Source organism: Tamilnaduibacter salinus, assembly GCF_003096655.1.
GTDB lineage: Bacteria > Pseudomonadota > Gammaproteobacteria > Pseudomonadales > Oleiphilaceae > Tamilnaduibacter > Tamilnaduibacter salinus.
Genome location: NZ_QEKQ01000008.1, coordinates 44063 through 66117, shown reverse-complemented (window position 1 = coordinate 66117; position 22055 = coordinate 44063). Strand labels below are relative to the sequence as shown.

The 22055-nt window shown below is 61.4% G+C and carries 17 protein-coding genes; 6 read left to right on the top strand and 11 right to left on the bottom strand.

Annotated features, from left to right (window positions below):
- Positions 1 to 4: 4 nt before the first annotated feature.
- From mutL to C8D92_RS12390, 4 genes are all read right to left on the bottom strand, one after another.
- Positions 5 to 1894, bottom strand: a complete 1890-nt coding sequence (gene mutL / locus C8D92_RS12405; RefSeq protein ID WP_116919536.1) for a DNA mismatch repair endonuclease MutL — start codon at positions 1892 to 1894, stop codon at positions 5 to 7.
- Positions 1895 to 1957: 63 nt separating this feature from the next.
- Positions 1958 to 3316 carry an N-acetylmuramoyl-L-alanine amidase gene (locus C8D92_RS12400; RefSeq protein WP_116919535.1) on the bottom strand — a complete coding sequence of 453 codons (1359 nt, stop codon included), beginning with the start codon at positions 3314 to 3316 and terminating at the stop codon, positions 1958 to 1960.
- Positions 3313 to 3831, bottom strand: a complete 519-nt coding sequence (gene tsaE, locus C8D92_RS12395) for a tRNA (adenosine(37)-N6)-threonylcarbamoyltransferase complex ATPase subunit type 1 TsaE (RefSeq protein WP_116919534.1) — start codon at positions 3829 to 3831, stop codon at positions 3313 to 3315. The genes C8D92_RS12400 and tsaE overlap by 4 nt, the downstream gene beginning before the upstream one ends.
- A gap of 4 nt (positions 3832 to 3835) precedes the next feature.
- On the bottom strand, positions 3836 to 5401 hold the full coding sequence (locus tag C8D92_RS12390; protein ID WP_116919533.1) for an NAD(P)H-hydrate dehydratase: 1566 nt from the start codon (positions 5399 to 5401) through the stop codon (positions 3836 to 3838).
- Positions 5402 to 5513: 112 nt separating this feature from the next.
- On the opposite strand from C8D92_RS12390, the gene queG reads away from it, so the two are divergent.
- Entirely contained in the window at positions 5514 to 6584 is a 1071-nt protein-coding gene (queG, locus tag C8D92_RS12385; RefSeq protein WP_116919532.1) for a tRNA epoxyqueuosine(34) reductase QueG, read from the top strand.
- Here queG and orn read toward each other — a convergent pair whose 3' ends face one another.
- On the bottom strand, positions 6585 to 7130 hold the full coding sequence (gene orn, locus C8D92_RS12380) for an oligoribonuclease (RefSeq protein ID WP_095610506.1): 546 nt from the start codon (positions 7128 to 7130) through the stop codon (positions 6585 to 6587).
- 43 nt (positions 7131 to 7173) lie between these two features.
- Between orn and rsgA the strand changes: the two genes are divergently transcribed.
- Positions 7174 to 8175: a small ribosomal subunit biogenesis GTPase RsgA gene (gene rsgA / locus C8D92_RS12375; RefSeq protein WP_341477032.1), complete on the top strand. Its 1002-nt coding sequence runs from the start codon at positions 7174 to 7176 to the stop codon at positions 8173 to 8175.
- Here the strand turns inward: rsgA and motB are convergent.
- Both motB and motA read right to left on the bottom strand, forming a co-directional pair.
- Entirely contained in the window at positions 8165 to 9115 is a 951-nt protein-coding gene (gene motB, locus C8D92_RS12370; RefSeq protein WP_095610505.1) for a flagellar motor protein MotB, read from the bottom strand. The two genes, rsgA and motB, sit on opposite strands and share 11 nt — an antisense overlap.
- A 79-nt stretch (positions 9116 to 9194) precedes the next feature.
- Positions 9195 to 10046 carry a flagellar motor stator protein MotA gene (gene motA, locus C8D92_RS12365; protein WP_095610504.1) on the bottom strand — a complete coding sequence of 284 codons (852 nt, stop codon included), beginning with the start codon at positions 10044 to 10046 and terminating at the stop codon, positions 9195 to 9197.
- Positions 10047 to 10272: 226 nt separating this feature from the next.
- Between motA and asd the strand changes: the two genes are divergently transcribed.
- The gene (gene asd / locus C8D92_RS12360) at positions 10273 to 11127 is read left to right on the top strand and encodes an archaetidylserine decarboxylase (protein WP_095610503.1); all 855 of its coding nucleotides are present in this window, start codon (positions 10273 to 10275) and stop codon (positions 11125 to 11127) included.
- Positions 11128 to 11199: 72 nt separating this feature from the next.
- Here asd and epmA read toward each other — a convergent pair whose 3' ends face one another.
- Both epmA and efp read right to left on the bottom strand, forming a co-directional pair.
- Positions 11200 to 12159, bottom strand: coding sequence for an EF-P lysine aminoacylase EpmA (gene epmA / locus C8D92_RS12355; protein WP_341477031.1), 960 nt, complete (start codon positions 12157 to 12159; stop codon positions 11200 to 11202).
- Between the two features lie 22 nt (positions 12160 to 12181).
- On the bottom strand, positions 12182 to 12754 hold the full coding sequence (gene efp / locus C8D92_RS12350) for an elongation factor P (RefSeq protein ID WP_095610501.1): 573 nt from the start codon (positions 12752 to 12754) through the stop codon (positions 12182 to 12184).
- Positions 12755 to 12799: 45 nt separating this feature from the next.
- Here efp and epmB point away from each other — a divergent pair, with 45 nt between their 5' ends.
- The 3 genes from epmB to C8D92_RS12335 all read left to right on the top strand — a co-directional run bounded on the left by epmB (position 12800) and on the right by C8D92_RS12335 (position 18290).
- Positions 12800 to 13867, top strand: coding sequence for an EF-P beta-lysylation protein EpmB (gene epmB / locus C8D92_RS12345; protein WP_095610500.1), 1068 nt, complete (start codon positions 12800 to 12802; stop codon positions 13865 to 13867).
- Positions 13868 to 14182: 315 nt separating this feature from the next.
- Positions 14183 to 15982, top strand: coding sequence for a GTPase (locus C8D92_RS12340; protein ID WP_116919531.1), 1800 nt, complete (start codon positions 14183 to 14185; stop codon positions 15980 to 15982).
- A gap of 223 nt (positions 15983 to 16205) precedes the next feature.
- The gene (locus C8D92_RS12335) at positions 16206 to 18290 is read left to right on the top strand and encodes an EAL domain-containing response regulator (RefSeq protein ID WP_095610498.1); all 2085 of its coding nucleotides are present in this window, start codon (positions 16206 to 16208) and stop codon (positions 18288 to 18290) included.
- A gap of 266 nt (positions 18291 to 18556) precedes the next feature.
- On the opposite strand, the gene serB is transcribed toward C8D92_RS12335, so the two are convergent.
- Together serB and parC are read right to left on the bottom strand one after the other, a co-directional pair.
- On the bottom strand, positions 18557 to 19759 hold the full coding sequence (gene serB / locus C8D92_RS12330) for a phosphoserine phosphatase SerB (protein ID WP_116919530.1): 1203 nt from the start codon (positions 19757 to 19759) through the stop codon (positions 18557 to 18559).
- Positions 19752 to 22046, bottom strand: a complete 2295-nt coding sequence (parC, locus tag C8D92_RS12325; protein WP_116919529.1) for a DNA topoisomerase IV subunit A — start codon at positions 22044 to 22046, stop codon at positions 19752 to 19754. Before parC ends, serB begins: the two co-directional genes overlap by 8 nt.
- Positions 22047 to 22055 lie beyond the last annotated feature (9 nt).

The following is a 22055-nucleotide window of genomic DNA, read 5'->3' as shown; positions in this document are numbered from 1 at the left end:
TGCGTTATTGACCACGCATGAACAGCTTGTCCAGCTCACTGAGCGTCATGACGGTCCAGGTGGGGCGACCGTGGTTGCACTGGCCACTGCGCTCAGTCGCTTCCATGTCCCTCAAAAGCTGATTCATTTCCGGAATGGTCAGCGCGTGGTTGGCCCGCACCGAGCCATGACAGGCCATGGTGCTGAGCAGCTCCCAGATGCGGGCTTCGACCCGATCAGACCGCCCATGCGTCATGAGATCCGATACGACATCGCGCACCAGTTGCTCCGTATCCGCCTCCCTTAACAGCGCGGGCACCTGACGAACCACCAGGGTTTCCGGACCCATGCGTTCAACCTGCAGACCCAGCGTGCGCAGATCCGCATCGTGGCTTTCCGCAACGCTCGCTTCCCGCTGACTCACGGCCAGTGTCAAGGGGACCAGCAATGGCTGGCTGCGCAGGTTCTCCGCCTCCAGCGCCTGCTTCATGCGCTCATAGGTGATGCGCTCGTGAGCGGCGTGCATGTCCACAACCACCATTCCACGGCTGCTTTGCGCCAGAATATAGATACCGTGGAGCTGGGCGATCGCATACCCCAACGGCGGCTCAGAGCCTTCGTGCGGTGCCGGCGCCGCTGCAGGCATGGCCGCCATTGGCGCCGACCCTGCCTGCCCCGCGCCCGGGCCGGCCGTCGGCGCGGTACCGCCGCCGCTGTTGAGCGACTGATAGAACGCCATCTGGTCGCTGGCCTGCCAGTCCACGGGCTGCCCCGCGCCGCCCGATCCCGCACCCGGCCCCGGATAGCCACCACTCGCGGGCATGACGGGCGGCGCGGGCCCCATTCCCTGGCTGGCCGCCTGTTGCTCCCGGTTCATGGACTCCACCATGGCACCATGGAGGTGGTCATCCGGCGTCACATCCGCCAGCGCCCGATGCAGGGTCCGGAAAATGAAGTCGTGCACCAGTCGCCCGTCCCGGAAGCGCACCTCGTGCTTGGTCGGATGAACGTTCACATCGACGTTGGCGGGGTCCAGCTCCAGGTAAAGAACAAATGCAGGGTGGCGGTTGTTGTAGAGCACATCCCGATAGGCCTGGCGCACGGCATGGGCCACGAGGCGGTCCCGGATGACCCGGCGGTTGACGAAGAAATACTGCAGATCGGATTGGCTGCGCGAGAAGGTGGGTAGGGCCACCCAGCCCCAAAGCCTCAACCCGGAGGCTTCCGCATCAATGACGACCGCGTTGTCCATAAACTGACGACCGCACAGGGACGCCACCCGACGCTCGCGGTCCGTCTGCTCTGCAGCGGGTCGCAGGTTCTGGATGCCCTTCTGATTGTGACGCAGGGAGAAGCCGGTTTCGAAACAGGCCAGCGCCTGACGACGAAGACACTCCTCGATGTGCCCGAATTCCGTTTTCTCGGTTTTCAGGAACTTGCGGCGGGCCGGGGTGTTGAAGAAAAGATCCCGCATCTCGACGGTGGTGCCCACCGGGTGGGCCGCCGGCGACAGGCGCGCGTCCATCTCACGACCTTCCGCTTCGACCCGGGAAGCCGCTTCCGAGGCCGACGTGCGGGACGTCAGCGTCAGGCGCGACACAGAACTGATGCTGGCCAACGCTTCGCCCCGAAACCCCAGGGTCGGCACCGCCTCCAGATCATCCAGATCACTGATCTTACTGGTCGCGTGGCGACTCAATGACAGTGGCAGATCCGCTTCGGCAATACCGTGGCCATTGTCGCGTACCCGAATCAGCTTGACGCCGCCCTGCTCGACCTCGACGTCCACGCGGTCCGCCCCGGCGTCGATCGCATTCTCGACCAGCTCTTTCACGACCGAGGCCGGCCGCTCCACCACCTCACCGGCGGCAATCTGGTTGGACAAACGCGGGCTGAGCTGCCGAATGGCCGTCATGATGTGTTCGCTGCCTCTCTCCGATAAAACCGAAAGGCACAGTCTAACAGAGCAATCAGCGAATCATGAGGCGGGAATTTTGAGCGTCTGCCCCACCACGACCTGATCACTACTCAGACCATTCAGCTGCTTGATCTGGTTGACAGTCGTCGAATTCCGCCGCGCCAGGTCCGAGAGCGTATCGCCACGGCGAACCCGGTATGAATCCGTACCGCCGCCCTGATTCTGCCGCCAGGCCAGCAGTGTGCCCGGTGGCGGAGAGCGACGGAAGTAGCTTTCAACACCACTGAACACCGCCTCTGCGAGCTTGTTCTGATAAGTCGCGCGCTGCAGCTTGCGCTCTTCCTCCGGGTTCGAGATAAATCCGGCTTCCACGAGTATGGAAGGAATGTCCGGCGACTTGAGCACCGCAAATGCCGCCTGCTCAACACCGGATTTATGCAGCCGGGTCACGTGATCCAGCGAGTCCAGTATATGGTCACCCACGCCCACGCTGGCGTTGATGCTGGCTGTCATGGACAGATCCAGCAACACGCCGGCCAACGTGTCGTCCTTGTCTTTCAGAGACAGGCTGCCGGCGCCACCGATCAGGTCCGAGCGATTCTCCCGTCGCGCCAGCCATTTCGCGGTTTCCGATGTTGCGCCACTGCGCGACAGGGCGAACACGGATGCCCCTCGGGGGGCGGACGTCCGAAAGGCATCGGCATGCACCGATATGAACAGGTCCGCCTTATGCTCCCTCGCCAGAACCGTGCGCTTTCTGAGACCGATGTAGTAATCGCCGGTCCGGGTCAGTCGGGCCGTATAGCCCTCCGCACGCTCAATCCGGTTCTTGAGGCGCTTGGCCAATTCCAGGACGACGTCCTTTTCATGCGTGCCCGACGGACCGATCGCGCCCGGATCCTCGCCACCGTGGCCGGCATCAATCACCACCACAATGTCACGTTTGCCGCTGTCATCACGGGAGATCACGGGTTGGCCGGCGGCGCGGTCCGGCGACTGGTTCTTATTCATCAGATCGACGACCAGTCGATGGCCGTACTTCTGGTTCGGCTCCAATTCAAAGCTTCGTGGCTCAATGGCGTCGTCCAGATCCAGCACCACCCTCAGGTCGTCGCCGTTGCGGGGCGCACTGCGGATCCGGCGGATGGGGCTGCCGTCAAGCTCCAGCCCCGACAGTTGTGCTGCCAGACGCACGTTCTCAATATCGATGACGAGGCGGCGCGGGTTTTCAAGCGAAAACACCCGGTGTTCGACACCCGATTCCAGATCAAAGACCAGGCGCGTGTGGTCCGGAGCCGGCCACAGGCGGGCGTTTTCCACGGCGTTACCGGCGGCAACCGACAGGCTCATCAGCATCAGACCGGCCACCCCTGCCAATGCGGCGACAAGGCGCCCGACACCGTCTGCTCTGCGCTTCATGATTCTGTTGCCTCCGTTTCGTCAATCCAGCCATCGCCCAGTTGTTCAGACAGAGCCGCCACCAGCGCCTGACCGGTCTGAGTGCCGGACGTGACGGAGAGCATGCGGCCCGGTCGGGCGGGCGTCAATTCAATAGCCACATCAGCTCCGGGCAATAGCCCGGCACCACGCTCCGGCCATTCCACGAGACTGATTGCCTGCTGATTCAGATAATCGCGAATGCCCATGAACTCCAGCTCTTCGGGATCAGCCAGCCGATACAGGTCGAAGTGATAGACCGGCGGCTCCAGCAGGTCGTAGGGTTCAACCAGGGTGTAGGTCGGACTCTTCACATTACCCGGGTGCCCGAGCCCCTGCACCAGCCCGCGGGCGAGCGTGGTCTTTCCCATGCCCAGGTCACCGTGCAGATAGATCAGCACACCGAACTCGAGCTGCCGCGCCGACTGGGCCAAAAGCGCCCCGAACTGTTCCGTGGCGGTCTCATCGGGTATCCGGATCGTCCGGGACAGCCCCATAGCGTCACTCCTCTCCATCGGCCGGGCTCCCCGGCGCACCCACCCGTTCACTGTCCGACAGGCAGGCGGGCAGCTCACCGATCAAATCCATTGGCAGCAGCCCTCGCTGCCCCTGTTTCCGGGCGGCCCGGTCCCCGGCCTCCGCATGCAGGCTGGCACCCAGCCAGGCCGCTTCAAACGCCGGCAACCCCTGCACGAGCAGGCTGCCGATGATACCGGACAACACGTCGCCCATTCCGCCTGTCGCCATGCCGGGATTGCCACCCTCAATCACAGCCGGCCTCTCGGCGCGTGTCTGCACGACAGTCCCCACCCCCTTGAGGAGAGCGACGCCACCGAAGCGCTCCTGCAATCGATCGGCCGCAGCCAAGCGGTCATTCGCGATCTCAGAGGTGGTGATGCCCAACAACCGGGCGGCCTCGCCGGGGTGGGGCGTCAGAACCTGATTCTCCCGTCGGGCCGGTGCCCGGGAGGCCATCAGGTTCAGCGCGTCCGCATCCAGCACCAGCGGATGCGGGCGCGCGAGCACCTGCTGCATCATCTGTTGCCCCCAGGGACCCTGACCGGCGCCGGGGCCAAACACCACACCGTCCACCCCCGACAACAAGGGACCGAGATCATTTCCATGGGTGACACCCCGCACCATGAGCGACGGACACCGGGTCAGCGCTGCACTCACGTGTTCAGGGCGCGTCGCCAGTGTCACCAGCCCGGCTCCGGTACGGGCAGCGGCTTCCGCCGCCAGGATACCGGCACCGCCCAAGCCCTGCTCACCCGCCACGACCAGCAGATGACCACACTCGCCCTTGTGGGCACCCCGTCGGCGGGGCGACAGCATCGTCGACGCGCGGCGCCAGTTCACACAACGGGCCACCGGAGAGGCCGCATCATAGGTCGCCTCGGGCACCCCAAGGTCGTCGAACACCACATCGCCAGCACAATCCGGGCCGTCGCCCGTCATCAATCCGGCCTTGAGCCCGATAAAGGTCGGCGTCACGCGCGCATGAATCACATCGCCGGAGGCCCGGCCTGTCGACGCGTTCAGCCCGGAGGGCACATCCACGGCGAGCACGCCGATACCGGCGCGGTTCACTCTCTGAATGATCCGATCAAACGGCGCGCGCGGAGCACCGGTGATGCCGGTGCCCAGCAACGCGTCGACGATGGCGTCACTGGCGCAGAGCCGGTCGAAAAGCGCCTTATCCGACACGGCCTCAACCGGCTCGATCGGCACGCCAAGGGAGGTTGCTTCATCAAATGCCCGCCGGGCATCGCCCTTCAAGCGGTCAGGATCGGTGACCGCGACGCAGTCGACGGCCATCCCTTTCTGATAGGCATTGGCCGCAACCAGATAACCATCACCCCCGTTATTGCCACCGCCGCACAACACCGCCACGCGTGCGGCGCGGGGCCAGTGGCGGAGCAACTGGCGAAACGCTGCCCTGGCCGCCCGGTGCATCAGGTCAAAGCCATCAATGCCCTGCGTCTCAATGGCACAACGGTCCAGCGCCTGCACCGCATCCGCACGGTAAAGGGCTTCTGGTAAACTGTGGGCGTTGGTCAGGTTCATCAACAGAATCCGGTTTAAATGAATCGGCCAGATGCCTGTCAAGCATAGCAAAATGCCTGCAAAGGTCATAATCTGATCAGCAGGCGTCATTTCCCGGCCTGATTTCCGCACCATGCCCACGGAAACACTCGACAGTTTGCCCGGAAAAATCCGCCGCTGGGCGGCCGAATTGGGGTTCCAAGACGTCGGCATCACCGAGGCGGACACCGGCGACCATGGTGATTACCTCCAGGACTGGCTGGACCGCGGTTACCACGGCGAGCTTTTCTTCATGGATGCGCACGGTGACAAGCGGTATCGGCCGGAAAAACTCATGGAGGGAACGCGGCGCGTCATCTCCGTACGGCTGGACTACCTGCCTGCGCCGGACAACCCCAGCCACATCCTGAGAGACGGTGAAAAAGCCTATGTCTCGCGCTATGCCGTCGGCCGGGACTATCACAAGCTGATGCGCAAGCGACTGGCTAAACTCTCACGCTGGATCGACGAGGAGCTGGAGGGCCACCAACACCGCGCGTTTGTCGACAGCGCCCCGGTGATGGAGCGTGCGCTCGCCCAGCGGGCCGGGCTGGGCTGGTTCGGCAAGAACACCATGATCATACACCCCCGGGCCGGCTCGTATTTCTTTCTTGGTGAGATCTACACGACCGCGCCCCTACCGGTGGACCCGCCGTTCGAGACCGAACACTGCGGCTCCTGCTCCGCGTGCCTCGACATCTGCCCGACCGACGCCTTCGATGGCCCCCACCGGCTGGATGCAAGACGCTGCATCAGCTATCTGACCATCGAGCTGAAAGGCTCAATCCCGCAAGAGCTGCGCCCCCTCATGGGCAACCGCGTGTTCGGCTGTGACGACTGCCAGTTGATCTGCCCCTGGAACAAGTTCAGCAAACCGACCGCGGAACCGGACTTCCAGCCCCGGCACAACCTCGATAACGCGGATCTGGCGGAGCTGTTTCTATGGAGTGAGGAGACGTTTCTCGATCGCACCGCCGGCTCAGCCATCCGCCGGACCGGCTATGAAGGCTGGTTACGCAACCTGGCGGTGGGGCTGGGCAACGCCCCCTCCACCATCCCGGTTATCGAAGCCCTCAAGCAACGCGCCCACTACCCATCAGAGCTGGTTCGCGAGCACGTGCACTGGGCACTGAAGCGCCATGGGATTGACCCGGTGACCGCCTGATTACTCAGTCAGGTTGAAGAACTGGTCGCGATAATGGCGCAGTTCGTTGATGGAGTCCCGGATGTCATCCAGCGCCAGATGCGAGCCTTTTTTCTGGACCCCCTTGAGCACGTCAGGCCGCCAGCGACGGGCCAGCTCCTTGATGGTGCTGACGTCCAGATTCCGGTAGTGAAAGAAGGCTTCAAGATTGGGCATATAACGCACCAGGAAGCGCCGGTCCTGACCGATGCTGTTGCCGCAGAGGGGGGATTGACCGGATTCAAGGTGTTGCTTCAGGAAATCAATGGTCTGCTGCTCGGCCTCCGCCTCGCTGATCCGGCTCTCGCGGACGCGCTGGGTCAGTCCGCTCTCTCCGTGAGTTTTCGTGCACCATTCGTCCATGGCATCCAGCAACTCATCGGACTGGTGAACCGCCAGCACCGGCCCTTCAGCCACCGTGTTCAGCTCTGAATCCGTCACGATGGTGGCGATCTCGATAATCCGCTCCTGCTCAGGGTCCAGACCGGTCATTTCCAGGTCGATCCATACCAGTTTGTCGGACGCCATGCTTATCTCCTGCTTGAATGAAAACGACGGCTCCGATGCTATCATGGCCGCGCGCAGTCACTCACCGATGGACGATATGGCCAAACGACGACTCAACCACCAGCAGCAACGCCGCATTGCCCGCAAACAGGCCCGACAGGCCGATGGCAGCGGACGGCGCGGGCTGGTCATCGCCCACCATGGCCGCGAGGTCGCAGTGGAGAGCCAGGATGGAGACGACCTGGGCACACTCCATCGCTGCCATTTCCGGGCCAACCTGGGAACGCTGGTGGCGGGAGACGAGGTTGTCTGGCACCCCACCGAGGATGGCCATGGCGTCGTCGAGGCCCTGGCGGAGCGACGAAGCCTGCTGGAACGCCCCGACCGACGCGGCCGACTCAAGCCGGTCGCCGCCAACATCGATCGGGTGTTCCTGATGATTGCTGTCGAACCCGAACCCCACGACAACCTCATCGACCGCTATCTGGTGGCGGCCGAACTGGTCGGCCTGGAGCCGGTCCTGCTGCTGAACAAAACGGACCGGATCTCTGACGATAACCGCCCCGCTCTTTCCCAACTGCTCCAGCGCTACGAGGCATTGGGCTATCACACCGCGCAGACCTCACAAAACGATTCGGCGACCGCGCTCCATCACCTGTTCATGGGCCATACCAGCATCGTGGCGGGCCAGTCGGGGGTCGGCAAATCCTCACTGATCCGTCGTTTGCTCAGTGACGACCGAATCCGCACCGGAGCGGTATCGGACAGCACCGGCCGCGGCACTCATACCACCACAACGGCCCAGCTCTACCACCTGCCGGCTGGTGGCGACCTGATCGACTCGCCCGGCATTCGGGAGTTCGCGCTCGGTCATCTGGAACTGGCGGACCTGACCTGGGGATTCCGGGAGATCCGCCCGCTGACGACGCAATGCCGGTTCCGCGACTGTCGGCACCGAAAAGAACCGGGATGTGCCGTCAAAGCGGCGTTCGAAGATGGCCGGGTCAGCCCGGAGCGCGCCCACAGCTTCGAGCGCATTCGCCATGAAATCGAGGCTACCAGTTAACCTCGTCCTCACTGGCCTCCGGAGGCGTCTGGAACCAATCACCGGAATTGAGTTGCTCCTCGGCCTGCTCCTCAGAGGGCTTGGTGAGATCAATCAGCGGCTTAGACCCATTCCCCGAGCGGGTCTGGAGATCATCGGCCGTCTTCTTGTTCAGGACGATGATTGAAATACGACGGTTGACCGGTGCCTGGGGATCGTCTTTATTGAACAGCACAGAGTCCGACAATCCGACAACACGACCAATCTGCTGGCCGGCCACACCGCCGGCCACCAGCGCCCGGCGCGCTGTATTGGCCCGATCTGCGGACAGTTCCCAGTTGGTGTAGCCCGGGCGCCCCGAAAACGGTGTGCTGTCGGTGTGGCCCGTAATGCTGAGCTTGTTGTCCACGGCCCCCAGCGGCTTGGCCAACTCGAACAGAATATCCTGCGAGTAATACTTGAGTTTCGCGCTGCCACTGTCGAACATCGGACGCTTAGAGCGATCCACGATCTGGATGCGAAGCCCCTCGTCGGTAACATCGATCATCAGCTGGTCCTTGAACTTCTGGAGCGTTTCACTTTCCTCGATCTGCTCCTTCACATTCTGGAAAAGCTCCTGCATCTGGCGCTTCTCCAGCGTGTCGGCCAGCTGTTCAACCTGTTGCTCTTCAATTCGAACCTGAGTGTCCGCCACGTCCTGCGTCGTCGAGTCGACAACGGCGGCACTACCACCAAGATCCACCGGATTCTTACTGGCGGCCTCCATATAGCCGACCGGATCCTTGAAATAGCCCTCGATCGCTTTTTTCTGCTCCGGGGAGGCATTCGTCGTCAGCCACAGGACCAGAAAAAACGCCATCATCGCCGTTGCAAAGTCCGCAAACGCGACCTTCCAGGCGCCCCCGTGATGACCGCCGGAAACCTTTTTCACGCGCTTGACGATAATCGGCCGTTCTTCCACGGCAACTCCCTATGTCATTGAAGCAGGAGTGGCTGCCCTTATTAACACACCCGGTTCGAAAAACCGGTCGCCGGAACGATTACTTCGATCGCACGTGATCGTTCAGTTCCTGAAAACCTGGGCGCATGTCCGTTGGCAATGCTTTACGCCCAAACTCAATAGCCATCTGCGGTGCCTGACCAGACACGGTCGCGAGGATCGCGTTTTTGGCGCAATCGTACGACGCGAACTCCTCATGAGCCTGGTGCTCAAGCGCCTTTGACGTCGGCCCCACGAACCCATAACCCATAAAGATCCCCAGAAAGGTGCCGACCAGCGCCGCCGCAACTTTAACGCCAATCTGTTCGGGCGGGCCGCCCAGTAGCCCCATCGTGATCACGATGCCAAGGACAGCAGCAACAATCCCGAGACCGGGCAACGCGTCAGCGACACCGCCCACCGCGTGACCCGGCTCATGCAATTCGTTCTGGCGCTTTTCAAGCTCATTGTCCATCAATCCCTCAAGCTCGTGCGGCGCCATGTTCCCGGAGCTGATGATGCGCATGTAGTCCACAATGAAAGCCACCAGCTCCTCCTGCTTGAGAATCGCCGGGTAACGCGTGAAGATCTGACTCCCCTCCGGATTGTCAACATCTTCCTCGATCGCCATCACCCCCTGTTTTCGAGACTTATCAAAGAGGTCATACAACAAACTGAGAAGATCCAGATAGAGCGCCTTGTTGAATGGTGACCCTGTCAGCAGTCGCATGATCCGACCCGCCGTCTCTTTGATCAGGTGCATTGGGTGCGAAATAATGAACGCCCCAATCGCCGCACCGAATATAATCAACACCTCGTAGGGCTGCCAGAGCGCCATGAGCTGTCCCTTTGACAGCACATACCCACCCAGCACACTGGCCATAACGATGATTGAGCCAAGAATCAAAGCCATGCGGTCGTGTCGAACTCCGTAGCAGGTCGCAGGGGATGGCCATTTTTTGCCAGAATGCCGCCAGCATAGCAAGACGAAGGTATTCTGGCGAAACCACAATCCCCGGGGCGACGCGGACAATACAGCCAGTACAGCCATGCTATGATAAGCGCCTTTTGCCGGCCCGCCAGACCGATCAGTGCACTCGCCGGCTTTCCGATTCCCGACCGCTGAATACGGAGCCTCCATGCAGGACAAGCTGTTTGTTATGGGGCAGCACCTTGCCCCACAACGTGCCCTGTCACGAATGGCCGGCCGGCTGGCCGACAACCCGAATCTGCCGGGCCTGAAAAACCGGATGATCCAGTGGTTTATCCACCGCTACGGCGTGGACATGAACGAGGCCCTTGAACCGGATCCGGCCGCATACAACAGCTTCAACGACTTTTTTACACGGGCCCTGAAACCCGGGCTGCGTCCGGTCGATCCGGACACCACTGTCCTGACCAGCCCCGTGGATGGCGCCGTCAGCCAGCTCGGCACCGTCGAGGATGGCCGGGTATTTCAGGCCAAAGGCCAGTGGTTCAGCCTGCCGGAACTGCTCGGCGCGCCGGATGATGAGGGCGCGGTATTCCGTAACGGTGCATTCGCGACGCTGTACCTTGCCCCGCACGATTACCACCGCATTCATATGCCGCTCTCCGGCCGCCTGACCGCCATGACACACATTCCCGGCCAGTTGTTCTCCGTCAATCCAGTGACGGCCAGGCACGTGCCCAATCTGTTTGCCCGGAACGAACGCGTCGTCGCCCAATTCGACACTGACTGGGGACCAATGGCCCTGATCCTCGTCGGGGCAATGATCGTTGGCAGCGTTGAGACCACCTGGTCAGGGGTGGTCGCTCCCGGAGCACGCAACGTAACGCATGCCTCTTATGATCGAAACGAGGCACCGGTGTTCGACAAGGGAGACGAAATGGGGCGTTTCCGGCTTGGCTCCACGGTCATACTGCTATTGCCGGAGAGCACCGTCGACTGGGAGCCGAGTCTTGGCGAGGAATCGATCGTCAGGATGGGGCAACCGATGGGACGGGCGCAATGAGCGCTCAAAAGGGACCGCAGTGGGGCGGTCGCAGCGGTGCGACTTTCTACCGCGCAGACTCCTAGTGCCCCGTCAGGCCCGTTCCGCCGGAAACGTCAGCACCTGTTCAATGCTCGGAAGACCGAGCTTGAGCATCAGCAACCGATCAAGTCCGAGCGCAACGCCGGCACAGTCGGGCAGACCGGAGGACATCGCGGCCAGCAGCTCCGGATCGGCGGGCATATCCGTCTTTGCCAGTGCACGCCGCTGCCGGTTGTCCGCATCAAACCGTTCTGCCTGCTCTGCCGCGTCGGTCAGCTCCCAGTAGCCATTACACAGCTCCAGCCCATCCACGAAGAGCTCGAAGCGATGGGCTACCGGCTCACTGCCCACCCGGCTGACCCGAGCAAGCGCCGCCTGTGACGGAGGGTAGTCGTGAACGAAAACGGCACCCTCGCCCGCCAGGGCCGGCTCAACAACGTGGCTCATCAGAACGTCCAGGCAATCGTCCCGCGCCAGACTGCCGGCCAGCACGGCATCATCAAGGGCCCGACCAGCCGCCTCGCGCAGTGAGTCGTCCGTGGCGCGGAACGGATCGAGCTGAGCGGCCTCCAGAAAGGCATCCCGATAACGGACCCGGGCCGGTGGATTCCGCTCCAGCCACTGGCAGACCAGCTCACCGACTTCGGTCATCAGTGCATGATCGTCGAAACCAGGCCGGTACCACTCCAGAAGAGAGAACTCCGGGTTGTGACGGCGGCCTCGCTCACCGTCCCGAAAGGCACGAAACACCTGAAAAATCGATTCGCCGTCACGGGCCAGAAGGCGTTTCATGTGGTATTCGGGGGACGTCTGGAGCCAGCCCTGACCTCCAGCGATTCCGTTGGCCGGCGACAGCATCGCCGCCACGGAATCGAGATGGGGATCGGACGCGCCATGACGCCCCAGCACCGGCGTTTCGACCTCCAGCACATGCCGACGGGCAAAAAAACCACGCAGATAGGCCAGTTGTTCCGCCCGGCTCCGAATGGTCTCGCGACTGGCTGTGGGCATCCAGCTCATTTGGGACGGCCGGTCAGGTCTTGACGCGGCCGACGTAGTCACCACTGCGGGTGTCCACCTTGAGCACCTCACCGATGCTGATGAACAGCGGTACGTTGACAACCGCACCCGTGGACAGGGTCGCCGGTTTGGAGCCACCCTGCGCCGTATCCCCTTTCATGCCGGGGTCCGTGTCCACCACTTCCAGCTCCACGAAGTTCGGCGGCGTGACGATCAGGGGAGATCCGTTGTACAGCGTGACCGTGTAGACATCCTGTTCCTTGAGCCACTTCAGGGCGTCCCCGACGGCCCGCTCCCCTGCCGGGTACTGTTCAAAGGAGCCATCGGTGGCCATGAAGTACCAGAATTCACCGTCCGTGTAGACGTATTCCATTTCCTGATCGATCACGTCCGCGGCTTCGAGGCTGTCTCCGGACTTGAAGGTGCGTTCCCACACCCGGTTGGTCATCAGGTTGCGCAGCTTGACTCGGTTGAATGCCTGACCCTTACCCGGTTTAACGAACTCGTTCTCGAGCATGATGCAAGGGTCGCCATCGAGCATGACTTTAAGACCGCCGCGGAATTCATTGGTAGAATAGGAAGCCATGAGTGATTCACCTGAAATGTCGCTGTTGGGAAGTGAAAGCCGGCTATGATACAGCGAACCCGCACCCCGGTAGAAGCCCGCACCATTACACGAAGCGACACGCCCGACTGGCAGACGGCGCTTCGCCAGTGCATTACCGATCCAGCCGAGTTGCTATCGGCACTGGACCTGGCGCCGACGCGCCTGCCCGGCGCACGGGCGGGCCACGACCTGTTTTCGGTGCGGGTGCCCAGACCGTTTTTGGAGCGAATGACGCCTGGTGATCCGCACGACCCTTTACTGAGACAGGTGCTGCCTCTGGATGACGAAACCCGCACTCCGTCTGGGTATGTCGCCGACCCGCTGGCCGAGCAAGGCAGCACGCAGCAGACGGGCCTGATCCGCAAGTATCACAGCCGGGCACTACTGATGGTGACGGGCAGTTGTGCGATCAATTGCCGCTACTGCTTCCGGCGACACTTCCCGTATGACGCGCACCGCCTGTCGCCAACCGACCGAGAGGCTGTCATCGAGACGCTTTCGGAAGATCCCGCCATCAACGAGGTCATTTTCAGCGGTGGCGATCCCCTGATGGCCAGCGATCGATTACTGGCCCGCTGGGAGGCGGCCATCGCAGCCATCCCCCATATCCGGCGACTGCGGATCCACAGCCGATTGCCAGTAGTCATCCCCCAGCGGATCGATGATGCCCTGCTGGGGTGGCTGGGCGAGAGCCAGCTGCAAGCGATCATGGTGGTGCACATCAACCACCCGAATGAAATTGATACGGCGGTTCAATCTGGCCTCAATAGACTACGCGATGCCGGTGTCACACTCCTGAACCAAAGCGTCATACTCCGTGGCGTGAATGATGACGCGGACACTCTGGAGCAATTGAGCGAGCGTTTGTTTGAATCGGGGGTTATGCCCTATTACCTGCATGCATTCGATCCGGTCAGCGGCGCAGCGCACTTCGACGTACCGGACCACCATGCCCAGCAGCTGCTTGGTGATTTGCTGTCCCGTCTGCCTGGTTTTCTGGTTCCGAAGCTGGCTCGGGAAGTTCCAGGGGAGACAAGTAAAACACCGCTCATGCCGGCGTCGATGCCATACAACAACGGATATCAGGCCTGACGAATCGTCCGGTTGACCCAGTCGGCGAATGGACCAGACGGGCCACTGGTGGCCCTTGGCTATCGGCCTCTGCAGACACACCCTATGTCAAAAAATGTCAAGTCGTCCGTTTCTGGCTTTCCGCGAGCGCTCTGCTACTCTAAAGTCGAAATAGAAAAGTATAACGACATGTATTTTCAGAAAATTCGTTTGCCACAGTAAGCCGTTTATAACATGCCTCACTGGCAGGAAATGGATGGGCGATGCGATTGCGCGTCATCGGTCAGACGCCGGTGACAACAGGGAAGCCAAAAAAAACTGAGCCGGCAACAGCTTATGATACACAAACCAGACCTCACCCTCCCCGAGCAAAAAATTGCCAGCCTCTCGTTCTGCGAGACGTCGCCCAAAGCCTTTGAGAGCTGGGTTAAGGGCTTGCCGATGGCCAATCTCGGAGAAGCATCGCGCCAGCTGTATCACGGTATCATTGAACTCAATCAGTTGATCGCTCAGCCACAGCAACGCTTCCAGCTGCTGGAATTGATTCGACCACGGATCATATTCGTTTGTCGGGAGCTAGCGCGACACTTTCTCGGCCTCTCGGTATCGCTCCCCGAAAAGCAACGGAAAGTCGCCAACCTGTCTCAGGCACTGCAGCTTCACCTTGCCGCCGGTTACAAAACCTGCCTCTGCGAGGCGCTCGACAATGGTTCTCCGGACAAGCACCGCAAGCTGATCATCACGGCGGCGCACCGCATTATCAGCGAACTGGGCGCCACTATTCTCCGGGCCAACCAGCTCTATTGCCCCGCACCAATCAACAGCTGGCTTGAATGCCACCGCGTGTTCCGGTTCGCTTCGCGAAACCGTCTCCACACCACACCGGTCAGCGACAGTGCGCTGATGCACCGTCGGGAGAATACGGTCGCGGATGCGTATCACCGCGTGATTCTGCTCGGCTGCGCGCGGCCGAATCAACTTCGCCAGAATGAGCTCAAGCAGGCATACCAGCTCTTCGAAGTCTGGACGGAACAGATCCGTTGCTCTGCTGATATCGCCTCGAATGCACTGTTCGTCGCCAATATGGAGCAGGACGCACCGCCGGTTTACCGCAGCCTGCTGCAGGAACAGATCACCAGCGACTATTTCGGGATCGACACAACCGTCATCGCCAGACAGATCGCCGAGCACCTTAACGGTCGCGACACAGACAGTCAGCTCCCAGCGCTTGCCATGCCAATCGCCGCATCCGAGACGCTGCTGACCCACCTTCGTCAGGCCCTGGGAACGCTGACCGAGCGCAGTTTCCGACGAATCGCCAGTGAAGGAACCCTCCAGGTTAGCGTGGGGTTGACGGCAACGCACTATTTCGTGGCCGGTGAAAAGCAGTTCAATGAGTTTGTAGCGGGCGGCCAGCCTCTGGCGATCGACAATGAGGAAAACCGTTTCCTCAGTCACTCGCGCAGACGCAACGACCCATGGTCCGGCGCACATGATGCCGGTGCCTCAGACGACATCCTCAGGGCCGCCGACACACCGATTAACTACCGGGGTGGCGCCGGTTCTGGGAACAACGAACCGGAACGCCGAAACCAACCCCGTTTTTACCGTACACGCCTGGTCGACACCAGCCCCGGAGGTTATTGCATCCGCTGGGGTAGCGACCTTCCAACGTCACTACAGTCCGGAGAGATTCTGGCCGTGCGTGAGCAGGACTCCCACCCCTGGAGTATTGCGCTGGTCCGCTGGATCCGCCAGCTTCGTCATCAAGGCACTCAGGTCGGTCTCGAACTGCTCGCCCCAAGTGCCTCGCCCTGTGCCGTTCGCCTGATCCAGAAAACCGGCCAGGGAAGCGAGTTCCTTCGCGGCATCCTGCTACCTGAGGAGGTCGACAACCACCAGGGGCCAACGGTTATCACTCCCCGGATGCCGTTCCAGGAAGGCAGCCGAATTACGCTGCTCCAGGGCGGCCGCGAAGATCAAGGTCAGCTCTCCCGGCGTATCGCGGCCACTGGCAGCATCAGCCAGTTCGAGCTCAAACTGTTCAATCAGGGCGACAAAACAGGCCAGATTGGCAGCGCCTCCCCGGGCGGCACCAGCGAAGATGAGTTCGACTCGCTCTGGCCCTCCCTCTGAGCGTATCGTTAACAATGTTCCCGATACGGGCGGAGGGGCCTCACAGTCCATGATGGCTTGGTTGTGCGCGGATGCTTCGGCACTCTAGAATGCCTGACGGTCGGAGGGACTTCCGGCCTCAAGCGACAGAACGCCTGACACCACCGCGACCAGGCGTTCCTATCCGATCACTGGCGACCTGTCCGGATCAGGGGGCGCCAAGCCTATTGCGGGACGTTGACGCATGCCGAAGAAGAACACGACGGTTCATCTGCTCATCCTCGACCCTTCCCAGAACGACGCGGAAGTATTGGTCAGCCTGCTTCGCAATTCCGGGAAAGCCACCCGTGCGCACCGGGTGACGTCGGAGGAAGATCTGGAGGAGGCATTGGGCCAGGGCAACTGGGATCTGTTCCTCGCCCGTGACGTGGAGGAGCCACTGACGCCTGATCAATGCCTGAGACTGATCAAGAAGGCCGACCGGGATGTGCCCTCCGTCCTGCTCATGCCGGAAGAGAACCGGGACCGGACTGTGGAGATCATGAAAGCCGGTGCTCATGCCGCGATTCCGCAGACCAGCGATGACCTCATCCTGCTCACCGTCAACCGGGAGCTGGCCAGCCTTGCGGAGCGCCGCCAACGGCGTATTGTCGAGGCGCATCTGCGTGAGTCCGAGCAGCGCTGCCAACTGCTGCTGGAAAGCAGCAAGGACGCCATCGCCTACATCAACGATGGTATGCACATTTACGCCAACCAGTCCTACATGGAACTGCTGGGCTATGACGACATCGACGAACTGATCTGCATTCCGGTTCTCGACACCCTGTCCAGCGATAGCCAGGCGGACTACAAGTCATTCATGAAAGCGTTCATGGAAGACAGCCAGGACAACCGGGCACTGACCTGCACTGCCAAGCGCAGCGATGACCGGGAAATCGGCGTCGTTATGCAGGTGTCGGCCGCCACCTACGACGGAGAGCCCTGCACCCAGGTCGTGCTCCAGACCCAACAGAATGATGCGGAGCTCGAAGAGAAGCTGCGCCAGATCAGCAGCGAAGACCTGCTCACTGGCCTGTTCAACCGCCAGTACCTGATGGACCTGCTGACCAAGTCGATCACCCGTGCCACTGAGCAGGACGACTCCGGGGCGTTCGCCTATATCGCGATCGACAACTTCATCCAGGTTCGCAGCAAGGTCGGCATTTCCGGCGCCGATGTGCTTCTTGGCGACCTCTCCAGAGTGCTATTGGACGAAGTGCCAGAGGAAATGACGCTGGCACGCCTGAGCGACGATGCCTTCGGTATCCTGTGTACGCCCTGCAAGGAAGAGGAACTGAAAGGCCTCTGCGAAACCCTTTGCCAGAAGGTACATGATCACCTGTTCGATATCTCCGGGCAGACCGTTCAGCTCAGCATCAGTGTTGGTATCGCGCCCATCACCGAGAATGCGCCGAAGGCCGAAGACCTCATGGGCCGCGCCCACACGGCCGCGGCCGAAGTGCGCCATCAGGAAGGGCATGAGGACGGCAACGGCGTATTGGTCTACAGTCCCGTGCATTTCGAGCCTCTGGGTGACGACAACTCCGTCGAGGCCATCCAGCAGGCGCTGGACGAAGATCGGTTCCGCCTGCTGTTCCAGCCCATTATCAACCTTCGTGGTGAAGGTGAGGAGCACTACGAAGCGTTCGTCCGCATGCTGGACAAAGACGACAAGGAAGTCTCCCCCTACGACTTCCTGCCCCCGGCCGGCCCGTCAGACATGGCCAGCAAGATCGACCGCTGGGTGGTTCTGCAGACCATCAAGCACCTCTCCAGCCATCGCTCCAAGGGGCATGACACACGGCTGTTCCTGAACGTTACCAACGAGACCATTCAGGACAAGACGTTCACCTCCTGGCTGAGTGTCGCGCTCAAGGCCGCCCGGCTGCCGGGCGCTTCACTGATCTTCCAGATCCGCGAGGGGGACGCCACCAACTACATGAAGCAGGCCCGGGAGTTCACCAAGGCGCTGGGCGAACTGCACTGCAAGACCTCGATTGCCCAGTTTGGCGGTGCGCTCAATCCGTTCAACACGCTCAAGCATGTGGATGTGGACTACGTGAAAATCGACGGCTCTTTCACCGAGGAAATCCAGAAGAAAGAAGACGTGAAAGAGGAAGTGAAGGAGATGGTCAAGTCGCTTCAAAGCGCCGGCAAGCTGACCATCGTCCCGCTGGTCGAGAATGCCTCCGTCCTGGCGACACTCTGGCAGGCCGGCGTCAACTACATCCAGGGCTATTACCTCCAGGCCCCGGTGCCGGAGATGACGTACGACTTTGGGGATCAGTAGAACCAGGCGTTCGCCACGGAAAAACACAGAAAGCACGGAAAGGCGCCCTTCGGGCGGGCGCCACAATGAGTTGCGAGTAAAAAGTAACAAGTTTCAAGCCAGTAGGCTGAACTGCCCCCAATAAAGTAGACACCGTTTAAGCCGCCTGCGCCTATTCGTACTGTGCAGCCAGCACGCCACCAAAGCGATCAGGTCGAGTGACACACACCTGAAACCTTCAGCTTGCCACTTTTCCGTGCTTTCTGTGTCTTTCCGTGGCTAAAGAACTAACTCCGCTCCCGATACCCGATCAGATACAGGATCGCATCCAGCCCCAGCGTTGAGATGCTGTGACGGGCGGACTCCTTGACCAGGGGCTTGGCGCGGAAGGCCACGCCCAGGCCGGCCTGGCTGAGCATGGGCAGGTCGTTAGCCCCGTCACCCACGGCAATGACCTGTTCCGGCGACAGCCCTTCGCGATCCGCCAGCTCGCCCAGCAGCTCCGCCTTACGCTGGCCATCGACAATCGTACCGGCCACGCGCCCCGTCACCTGCCCGCCCTCGATTTCCAGCTCATTGGCGTGGACATAATCAATACCCAGCCGGTTCTGCAGGTGATGGGCAAAGTAGCTGAAGCCGCCTGAGAGAATGGCGGTCCGGTACCCAAGCGCCTTGAGGCTGCGGATCAGGTACTCGGCGCCCTCGGTCAGGCGCAGGCGTTCAGCAATCCGCTCCAGAACCGCTTCGTCCAACCCTTTCAGCAGCGCCAGACGCTCGGCAAAGCTCTCGCTGAAGTCCAGCTCGCCGCGCATCGCCCGCTCGGTAATCGCCGCAACCTGCTCGCCGACGCCCGCTTCGGCTGCCAGCTCATCGATGACTTCGGCCTCAATCAGCGTGGAATCCATATCGAACACCACCAGCCGGCGATTACGCCGGAAGATGCTGTCTTCCTGGAAGGCGATGTCGACGTTCAGTTCACCGGCAATCCGCAGGAAATCGGAACGCAGCGACTCCAGGTCACCGGGCGTCCCCCGGACGGAGAATTCCACACAGGCGATGCGATTCTCAGATGCGTCCAGAGAGGGCCGGGCCGACAGGCGGCTGATGTTGTCGATGTTCAACCCATGCTGGGCGGTCACCGCTGAAACACGGGCGATGTGCTCAGCACGGATATCCCGGGCCAGGAGGGTAACGATGTAACAGGCACGATTCCGACCTTCGGCCCACTGCTGGTACTCGTCGCGCGTGATGGGTGCAAAACGGACCTGAAGGTCCAGCGAATGGAGCCGGAACAACAGATCCCGAATCACCGGCGAGGCGTTCGCCTGATCCGGAATTTCCGCCAGGATGCCCCATGTCAGATGGTCGTGGATTACGGCCTGGCCGATGTCCAGAATCCGAACATCGTACTGCCCCATGATGCCAGTAATTTCCGACGTGAGGCCGGGCTTGTCGCGACCGGAGACGTTAATCAGGACCAGCTCACTCACCCTCGCCCGCCCCCTTCGCATCCTCGGAGCCATCATCCGCCGGAATCACTTCCAGGGCGTCGACGCGCTGCAGCCCGCGCGGAAGTTTATGGCCGCGCTTACCGCGGTCACCAATGTAGTGCTCCAGATCGCGGAACGACAGCGTCATACGACGCTTTCCCGCGCGGATCACCAACTCATCGGCCGGTCGGAAGACCGCAACCGCCACGACCATCTCCTCGCGGTTCTGGACGCGCGCCGGCGGGATACCAATCAGCTTGTTGCCCTTGCCCTTCGCCAGCTCCGGCACCTCACTCAGTGGAAAGACCAGCATGCGTCCCTCATTGCTGACCATCGCCACCTGAAGATCCTCTCCTTCCGGCAGGCTGAGAGGCGGCATGATACGGGCCCCCTTCGGCACGGTCACCGCCGCCTTGCCGTTGCGGTTACGGCTGATGAGATTCTCCATAACGGTGACAAAGCCATAACCGGCATCGGTGACCAACAACACGCGCTGCCTGTCCTCCCCCATCAAGAGACCGGAAAAGGTCGCGCCCGACGGCGGATTGATGCGCCCGGTTAACGGCTCACCCTGCCCACGCGCCGACGGGAAGCTGTGTGCCATCAATGCGTAGGCGCGACCGGTGGAATCAAGGAACACGGCGGACTGGTTGTTGCGACCCCGAGCGGCCAGAGCAAACCGGTCCCCGGCTTTGTAGTTGAGGCCCGCGGGGTCAATGTCATGCCCCTTCGCCGTGCGAACCCAGCCTTTTTCGGAAAGAACGACCGTCACCGGGTCACTGGAGACCAGATCGGTCTCACTGAATGCCCTCGCTTCTTCTCGCTGGACAATGGGCGAGCGACGATCATCGCCATACGTCTCGGCATCGGCCTGAAGCTCTTCCTTGACCTGCTGACGGAGCTTCTCTTCCGAGCCCAGCGTTTCCTGCAGACCATCCCGCTCGGCGGTCAGCTCATCCTGTTCACCCCGGATCTTCATCTCTTCCAGACGCGCCAGGTGACGCAGCTTCAACTCCAGAATGGCCTCTGCCTGTTCGGCACTGAGCCCGAAACGACGGATCAGTTCATCCTTGGGTTCATCCTCATAGCGGATGATCTCGATGACTTCATCGATATTGAGATACGCCACCAGCAGGCCATCGAGGATGTGCAGACGGGCGAGCACTTTATCGAGTCGATGCTGGAGACGGCGACGCACGGTCTCGGTGCGGTAGCTCAGCCATTCGGTCAGCATGACCTGCAGGTTCTTGACCTGCGGCCGGCCGTCAATGCCGATCACGTTGAGATTGATGCGGTAATTCTTCTCCAGATCGGTCGTGGCGAAAAGATGGGTCATCACCTCATCCGCGTCCACCCGGTTGGAGCGCGGCACCACCACCAGACGGGTGGGGTTTTCATGGTCGGACTCATCCCGCAGGTCCGCCACCATGGGCAGCTTGCGCGATTGCATCTGCTGAGCGATCTGTTCCAGAACCCGGTTTCCGGACACCTGGTGCGGCAGGTCTGTAACAACAATTTCCCCGTTTTCACGCTGCCAGCGAGCCCGGATGCGCAACGACCCCCGGCCAGTGTCGTAGAGTTTCTCAATGTCCCGTTTGGGCGTGATGATTTCCGCACCGGTGGGGAAATCCGGACCCTGGATGAACTGGCACAGGTCGGCAACGCTGGCATCCGGATGGTCCAGCAGGTGAACGCAGGCCGACGCCACTTCCCGGGCGTTGTGCGGCGGAATGTCGGTGGCCATGCCCACCGCGATCCCCGTCGTGCCGTTAAGCAACACATGCGGAAGGCGGGCCGGTAGCGTCGCGGGCTCATTCATGGTGCCATCGAAATTCGGCTCCCAGTCGACCGTGCCCTGCCCCAGCTCGCTGAGCAACACCTCGGAGAAAGGGGCAAGCCGCGATTCGGTATACCGCATTGCGGCGAAGGACTTGGGGTCGTCCGGTGAGCCCCAGTTGCCCTGCCCGTCAATCAGCGGATAGCGATAGGAAAACGACTGGGCCATGAGCACCATGGCTTCATAACAGGCGCTGTCGCCATGGGGGTGGTACTTACCCAGCACATCACCGACAGTCCGGGCGGACTTCTTGTACTTGGACGAGGCCTTCAGCCCCAGCTCGGACATGGCGTAGATGATCCGACGCTGGACGGGCTTGAGCCCATCCCCGACGTGGGGCAACGCCCGGTCAAGAATGACGTACATGGAGTAATCCAGATACGCCTTCTCCGTATAATCCCGCAGGGAAACGCGTTCGAAGCCCTCATCAGTGGTCTCGAAATCCGGCATTCAGGCCTG